Below are 7,314 nucleotides of genomic sequence, written 5' to 3'. Positions count from 1 at the left end.
CGTCAGTAAGCTTTTCCCATGCCATTATCGGGTGCGTCTTACGGTTTCATCTTCGGTAATGATCAGTTCACAGCGCCAACGCTGTCTCGCCCTATTTCTCGACTAATAAATCAAACGGATTGTCTGGATTTAGCATGATAACGTTTAACGATCCGGTCGCGTACAACCGGGCTATCGGGTAACAGGTTATCGAAGAAGTTAAACACGGCATCAGAGGCGATATTCCCCCTCTGCAATGGCATCGATAGCGACAACGGCCTGGCATAACGGTTGGCTAACCACTCCGGCGCATACCTAAAAGTGTGCGCGCCATTGGCCAACTTCGTTAACTCGCCTACCCGCTGGTTGTTCATCCAAGTGACAAGTTTAGGCATTACCACTCCAGATCTTGCTGTTCTGTTGATTCTGGCGCAGCGTTATTCGTGTCGCATAGCGTCATTGAGAGTTCAAGTGACTGTAATATCTTAAAAAATGTCGTCAGCGTGGTGTTATCGGGATTATTCTCGAAATTCGAAATCGTCGCCTGCTTAATGCCGATTTTTTTCGCCAGCTCGCTCTGCGTCCAGCCATTTTGCTGACGAACCAGTTTCATTGCATTCGCTAATTGCGTTGGGCTATAGATCATCGGAAAGCTTATCATGCCATACGTCCACAGAAAGTTTATCCGCTTAAGGGGATATTGTCAGTTTTATCCCTTAGTGAGGATAAAGTCAATCTGTAAACACATTTTATCCGCTATACGGGATAAATGCTGCGATATCCGCGATCGAGGATAAAAGGGAGAATTTAAAAAACGGCGCTGATGCGCCGGTTGAAAAGAAATAGGAATACCGATACTCAAAAATTAACAGCCACGGTTATCAGGATGTGGCTGTCAATAAAACTATAACCCAGGCGCTTTCCATAACGATGTCGTCAGTCCGTGATCAACCAGCCCCAGTTGATCCTGATATACAGCCTGCCACTTATCGCGTGAATCCTGATAAATTTCATGCTTTTCTGGGTCTGGTGTATGCGTTCGTTCCCAGCGTACAAGACGTTCTCCAGTTTCTGCCATTGATGAATAAATCCCGGCACCGACGCCAGCGGCAATGGCACATCCTAATGCAGTGGCTTCTTTGACCACCGGAATATTAACGGGTAATCCCGCGACATCAGCGAGAATTTGACTCCATAATTTCCCTTTTGAACCTCCGCCTGCAAAGACTAACGATGTGGGATGAATATTCGAAAAATCTGCAATTTGCTGCAAGTTACACGCTGATACAATCGCCGCATTTTCTTCCAGCGCACGGAACAATGTCGCTTTGTTACATTTATCAGGGTCGATGGACAAGTTAATAAAGGAAGGCGCAGCGTGATACCAGGTTTTAAAGCGCATTCTGTCGGAGAATATTGGCATCACGCCCCACGACCCAGGCGGCACCCGACTGGCCATCTCTTCCAGCAGCGTATAGGTGTCGATACCTAAACGTTCGGCAATCAGTTTTTCTTCGGCACAAAAGGCATCGCGGAACCAGCGCATGGTGAGTCCGGTAAAAAAGCTAATAGATTCAGCTTGTACCATGCCAGGTACAACATGGGGATTAACGCGCACGTTCATTTCTGGATCGGTTACCGGCGCGGCTAAGTTTACAACTTGCTGCCAGAATGTGCCGCCAAGAACAGCGGTTTGTGCCGGACGCACAACGCCTAATCCAAGGCAACCGAGTTGCACGTCCCCTCCTCCCACGACCACCGGAGTGCCAGCCTTCAGGCCGCAAAGTTCCGCAGCTTGTGAACTTACCACGCCCAGCAATGTGCCGGTTTCTTTGACAGGAGAAAGAATATCAGCCCGCAGTCCGGCCATATCCAGCAATGCAGGTTTCCAGTCACGGGTGGTGAGATCGAGAAGTCCCGTGGTGCCTGCGTTAGACGGATCGACCGCCAGTTCCCCACTTAACATATAGGCCAGCCAGTCGCTGATCATGGTGATGGTCGACGCTTGTCGGTAGATATCAGAACGGTGATGCGCCAGCCAAAGTAATCTGGGAATGGCGCTTAAAGCCAGCGTTTGTCCGGTCGCGCGATACACTTCGTTTTCGAAGGTATTGTTATGCAGTTCTTTAAGTTCGCTGACTTCCCGCGCCGCTCTGGCATCCACATTGGCGCAGGCCCAGATCGGTGTTCCTTCATTGTTATATAAAACAATGCCTTCGCGCATCGAACATGCCGAAACGGCAGCAATATATTCCGGCGCGATACCTGAATTATGTAACGCCTGGCGCATACATTCGCACGCCAGTTGCCAGTTCTTATTCAGATCAAATTCCATTGAACCGGGAACGTCAGGTACTGCCAGATGCCGCCACTCCGCCTGTCCTACCGCGATTTGATTGCCTTCCAGGTCGAAAATCACAGCCCGAATACTTCCGGTGCCTGCGTCCAGCGCCATCAGGTAATGCTTTGATTCTGAAGGGGTAAAGAGTCGAGCCATTAGATTGTCCTCGGCTTAAGCGTTCTGTCTGTTCCTCTATACGTTCTCCATCGTTCCCGGTAATAAGGTGATGCTAAATTAACCACGTAAAATCGCAGCGGCAGTATCCTGGTCGGTAACCAGCGCGTTGATGTAGCCGCCTTTCATCGCAGCGGCGATCGCTTCGGCTTTATTTTCGCCCCCTGCGACACCTACTCTAATTGGAATGGTTGTCATCGCGGTTAAAGGTAAGCCAATCAGTTCGTTATGTATTTTGATATCCGTGACAACGTCACCTTTAGCGTCAAAAAAGTAACCTAAAATATCGCCAATGGCCCCTTTTCGACCAATCATTAACTGTTCGCCCTGGCTGATATAACCGGAGCGAATAATCGTCGCATCCTCTTTTTGATTCACGGCGCCAATGCCGACAATTGCCACATCCGCAGCTTGTGCGGCTAACAGGACATCTTTGACGCAGTTTTCATTTTTCAGCGTTCGGGCAATTTCAGCCGAAGATGCCCGTAATGGCGCCGGAATGATGTTGACGCTGCACGCTGCGTTAAGTTGCCCGATGCCTGTCATATAAGAGCCGACGCCACCGGAGAGCGTGACCAGGCGGATTTGCTGTGACGAAATAAAACCACTTAAGCGTTGCAGCGTGTTCATCGTTGCCTCGCCAAAGCCAATCGCCAGCATTTGCTGTGGCTGGAGCAATCCCATCAACATATGCGCTGCGCCGATTCCTAAGCGCCCGCCGATATCAGCATCTGCGAGTCCAGGGATCACCCGCACATGCTGTAATGAAAACTGGCGACGTAATTGCGTCTCATATTCCAGACAGCCTTCAAAGCGAGAATTAATCTGCACGCGAATAATGCCGGACTGATGCCCTTTCTCCAGTAACCGCGACACTTTCAAACGGGTCAGTCCGAGGCGATCGCTAATCTCGCTCTGGGTCAGCCCGTCGTGATAGTAAAACCACGCGATCCGCGCGACCTGTTCTTCTTCGCACATTCCCTGTTCTGAAATTGCCGAATCGTTGATTGTCATAATTCATTCTTCACTTTGAACATATTTAAATCTTTAATGCAATTGTTCAGTTCTTGCGCATTTATATCTGTGATAGCAACCACAGTTTGACTAACGAGTATGAACAAACGCAACCATGAAAATCAAAATAGCATAAATTGTGATCTATTCGTCGGAAATATGTGCAATGTCCACCTAAGGTTATGAACAAATTAAAAGCAGAATTACATTTGTTCAAAACTCACCTGCAAAACTGAACGGGGGAAAATATGCAAACGAGTGATACCTGCGCGTTACCGCTACTTTGCGCCCGCTCGGTTTATAAACAGTATTCAGGGGTTAATGTCCTTAAAGGTATTGATTTTACGTTGCATCAAGGGGAAGTCCACGCCCTGCTCGGCGGTAACGGTGCGGGTAAATCGACGCTAATGAAAATCATCGCCGGTATTACCCCCGCTGATAGCGGCACGCTGGAGGTTGGTGGCAACAACTACACCAGATTAACGCCAGTTCATGCTCATCAGTTGGGTATTTATCTCGTTCCCCAGGAACCGCTGCTTTTCCCAAGCCTGTCGATAAAAGAAAACATCCTGTTTGGGCTGGCAAAAAACAGCTCTCCATGCAAAAGATGAAGAACTTGCTGGCGGCGCTGGGCTGCCAGTTTGATCTCCATAGTCTGGCGGGCGTCACTGGATGTTGCCGACCGCCAAATGGTGGAAATCCTGCGCGGTCTGATGCGCGATTCGCAAATTCTTATTCTCGATGAACCTACAGCGTCGCTTACCCCTGCGGAAACCGAACGCTTGTTTGGCCGTTTGCGGGAACTACTCGCCACTGGCGTGGGTATTGTTTTTATCTCACATAAGCTGCCGGAAATTCGCCAGATTGCCGATCGTATTAGCGTGATGCGCGACGGAACTATTGCGTTAAGTGGCAAAACCAGCGAGCTGTCTACCGACGACATCATTCAGGCCATTACGCCAGCAACGCGGGAAAAATCTCTCTCAGCCAGTCAAAAGTTATGGCTGGAGTTGCCCGGTAATCGCCCACAACATGCAGCCGGAACATCGGTACTGGCGCTGGAAAATCTGACTGGCGAAGGTTTTATGAATGTCAGTTTTACGCTGAATGCCGGAGAAATTCTTGGCCTGGCTGGGCTAGTGGGGGCCGGGCGCACTGAACTGGCAGAAACGTTGTATGGTCTGCGGCCTTTTCGTGGCGGGCGCATCATATTGAATGGTAAAGAGATCAATAAATTATCTACCGGAGAACGTTTGCATCGCGGTCTGGTTTATCTACCAGAAGATCGCCAGTCCTCAGGATTGAATCTCGATGCTTCGCTGGCGTGGAACGTCTGCGCCCTCACCCATAATCAACGCGGATTCTGGGCAAAAACCGCGAAAGATAACGCCACACTGGAACGATATCGTCGCGCGCTGAATATTAAATTTAACGAATCGGAACAAGCTGCACGAACTTTATCCGGTGGCAACCAGCAAAAAATCCTGATTGCCAAATGTCTGGAAGCTTCGCCGCAAGTATTGATTGTTGATGAGCCGACGCGCGGCGTGGATGTCTCGGCGCGTAATGATATCTACCAGCTGTTGCGCAGCATCGCCGCACAAAATGTGGCCGTGCTGCTTATCTCCTCCGATCTGGAAGAGATCGAACTGATGGCTGACCGCGTGTATGTGATGCATCAGGGTGAAATTACCCACTCGGCACTGACCGGACACGATATTAATGTCGAGACCATTATGCGCGTTGCCTTCGGCGATAGTCAGCGTCAGGAGGCGTCATGCTGAAATTTATTCAGAACAACCGCGAAATCACGGCACTGCTGGCGGTGGTGCTGCTGTTTGTATTACCCGGTTTTCTCGACAGTCAGTATTTAAGTCTGCAAACGCTGACCATGGTTTATAGCAGCGCACAAATCCTGATCCTGCTGGCAATGGGCGCGACGCTGGTGATGCTGACGCGCAATATTGATGTTTCGGTAGGCTCAATTACGGGTATGTGCGCGGTGCTGTTGGGGATATTACTGAACGCCGGGTATTCGCTGCCTGTTGCTTGTGTCGCGACGCTACTGCTCGGCTTGCTCGCGGGATTTTTCAACGGTGTCCTGGTCGCGTGGCTAAAGATCCCTGCTATTGTCGCCACGCTCGGAACATTAGGATTGTACAGAGGCATCATGCTGCTGTGGACTGGCGGAAAATGGATTGAAGGATTACCCGCCGAACTGAAACAACTCTCCGCCCCGCTACTGTTTGGCGTTTCCGCGATTGGTTGGTTGACGATAATTCTGGTGGCATTTATGGCCTGGCTGCTGGCAAAGACGGCGTTTGGACGCAGTTTTTATGCCACGGGCGATAATTTACAGGGCGCTCGTCAATTGGGCGTTCGTACGGAAGCCATTCGGATTGTGGCATTTTCGTTGAACGGCTGCATGGCGGCACTGGCGGGGATTGTGTTTGCTTCGCAGATTGGTTTTATCCCCAACCAGACCGGTACCGGGTTGGAGATGAAAGCGATTGCAGCCTGCGTGCTGGGCGGCATTAGTTTGCTCGGCGGTTCCGGTGCGATCATCGGTGCGGTACTCGGTGCCTGGTTCCTGACGCAGATCGATAGCGTACTGGTGCTGTTGCGCATTCCGGCATGGTGGAATGATTTTATCGCGGGTCTGGTTCTGCTGGCGGTGCTGGTGTTTGATGGACGCCTGCGTTGTGCGCTGGAACGTAATCTACGGCGGCAAAAATATGCCCGCTTTATGACGCCACCGCCATCCGTTAAACCCGCTTCGTCAGGTAAAAAACGGGAGGCCGTGTAATGCGTATTCGCTACGGTTGGGAACTGGCCCTTGCCGCACTGCTGGTTATTGAGATTGTCGCATTTGGTGCAATTAACCCACGGATGTTAGATCTCAATATGTTGCTGTTCAGCACCAGTGACTTTATCTGCATTGGCATTGTCGCCCTACCGATGACGATGGTGATTGTCAGTGGCGGGATCGATATTTCGTTTGGTTCGACCATCGGCTTGTGCGCCATTGCATTAGGCGTACTGTTTCAAAGTGGTGTGCCGATGCCGCTGGCGATTCTTCTGACCTTTCTGCTCGGCGCATTGTGCGGGCTGATTAACGCCGGATTAATTATCTATACCAAAGTTAACCCGCTGGTGATTACGCTTGGCACGCTGTATCTGTTTGCCGGAAGTGCCCTGCTGCTTTCCGGGATGGCCGGAGCGACGGGGTACGAAGGTATTGGTGGATTCCCGATGGCGTTTACAGATTTCGCTAACCTGGATGTGCTTGGACTCCCCGTTCCGCTGATTATTTTCCTGATATGCCTCCTCGTTTTATGGCTGTGGCTGCATAAAACCCATGCCGGACGTAACGTGTTTTTGATTGGGCAAAGCCCGCGCGTGGCTCTTTATAGCGCGATTCCAGTTAACCGCACCTTATGTGCGCTCTATGCCATGACGGGGCTGGCGTCTGCGGTCGCCGCTGTGCTGCTGGTATCGTATTTTGGTTCAGCACGTTCCGATCTCGGTGCGTCGTTTCTGATGCCCGCCATCACCGCCGTGGTGCTTGGCGGTGCCAATATTTATGGTGGTTCCGGTTCCATTATCGGCACCACCATTGCGGTTTTATTAGTGGGATATTTGCAACAAGGTTTGCAAATGGCAGGAGTGCCAAATCAGGTGTCCAGCGCCCTTTCCGGTGCGCTGCTTATCGTCGTTGTCGTAGGTCGTTCCGTTAGCCTGCATCGCCAGCAAATTAAAGAGTGGCTGGCGCGTCGGGCCAATAACCCATTGCCATAAAGGATATC

The 7,314-nt window shown here is 50.8% G+C and carries 5 protein-coding genes and 2 pseudogenes; 3 read left to right on the top strand and 4 right to left on the bottom strand.

The features are described 5' to 3' along the window. The 4 genes and pseudogenes from CRI63_RS21690 to lsrR all read right to left on the bottom strand — a co-directional run. Positions 1-374, bottom strand: a pseudogene (locus CRI63_RS21690) (HipA N-terminal domain-containing protein); the annotation flags it as partial. After that, the gene (hipB, locus tag CRI63_RS21685) at positions 374-640 is read right to left on the bottom strand and encodes a type II toxin-antitoxin system antitoxin HipB (RefSeq protein ID WP_135520751.1); all 267 of its coding nucleotides are present in this window, start codon (positions 638-640) and stop codon (positions 374-376) included. The pseudogene CRI63_RS21690 and the gene hipB, both read right to left, overlap by 1 nt. Before the next feature lie 243 nt (positions 641-883). Then, positions 884-2,476 (bottom strand): autoinducer-2 kinase, encoded by a 1,593-nt coding sequence (gene lsrK, locus CRI63_RS21680; RefSeq protein WP_135520749.1) that lies wholly within the window; start codon positions 2,474-2,476, stop codon positions 884-886. Positions 2,477-2,554: 78 nt separating this feature from the next. Next, the gene (lsrR, locus tag CRI63_RS21675) at positions 2,555-3,508 is read right to left on the bottom strand and encodes a transcriptional regulator LsrR (RefSeq protein ID WP_135520747.1); all 954 of its coding nucleotides are present in this window, start codon (positions 3,506-3,508) and stop codon (positions 2,555-2,557) included. Between the two features lie 248 nt (positions 3,509-3,756). Here lsrR and lsrA point away from each other — a divergent pair. The 3 genes and pseudogenes from lsrA (at position 3,757) to lsrD (ending at position 7,306) form a co-directional block, all read left to right on the top strand. Next, positions 3,757-5,292: pseudogene (gene lsrA, locus CRI63_RS21670) on the top strand (autoinducer 2 ABC transporter ATP-binding protein LsrA). Beyond that, entirely contained in the window at positions 5,286-6,314 is a 1,029-nt protein-coding gene (gene lsrC, locus CRI63_RS21665; protein WP_135520745.1) for an autoinducer 2 ABC transporter permease LsrC, read from the top strand. The pseudogene lsrA and the gene lsrC overlap by 7 nt, the downstream one beginning before the upstream one ends. Further along, on the top strand, positions 6,314-7,306 hold the full coding sequence (gene lsrD / locus CRI63_RS21660; RefSeq protein ID WP_135520743.1) for an autoinducer 2 ABC transporter permease LsrD: 993 nt from the start codon (positions 6,314-6,316) through the stop codon (positions 7,304-7,306). The genes lsrC and lsrD overlap by 1 nt, the downstream gene beginning before the upstream one ends. The last annotated feature ends 8 nt before the right edge of the window (positions 7,307-7,314 follow it).

It is taken from the genome of Escherichia sp. E2661 (genome assembly GCF_004745185.1).
In the GTDB taxonomy this organism is placed as follows: domain Bacteria; phylum Pseudomonadota; class Gammaproteobacteria; order Enterobacterales; family Enterobacteriaceae; genus Escherichia.
This window is presented reverse-complemented; position numbering and strand designations above follow the sequence as displayed.

Bases quoted from the DNA above. Each gene is read 5' to 3' on its own strand.
- hipB (WP_135520751.1), bottom strand. From the start codon at position 640: ATGATAAGCTTTCCGATGATCTATAGCCCAACGCAATTAGCGAATGCA.
- lsrK (WP_135520749.1), bottom strand. From the start codon at position 2,476: ATGGCTCGACTCTTTACCCCTTCAGAATCAAAGCATTACCTGATGGCG.
- lsrR (WP_135520747.1), bottom strand. From the start codon at position 3,508: ATGACAATCAACGATTCGGCAATTTCAGAACAGGGAATGTGCGAAGAA.
- lsrC (WP_135520745.1), top strand. From the start codon at position 5,286: ATGCTGAAATTTATTCAGAACAACCGCGAAATCACGGCACTGCTGGCG.
- lsrD (WP_135520743.1), top strand. From the start codon at position 6,314: ATGCGTATTCGCTACGGTTGGGAACTGGCCCTTGCCGCACTGCTGGTT.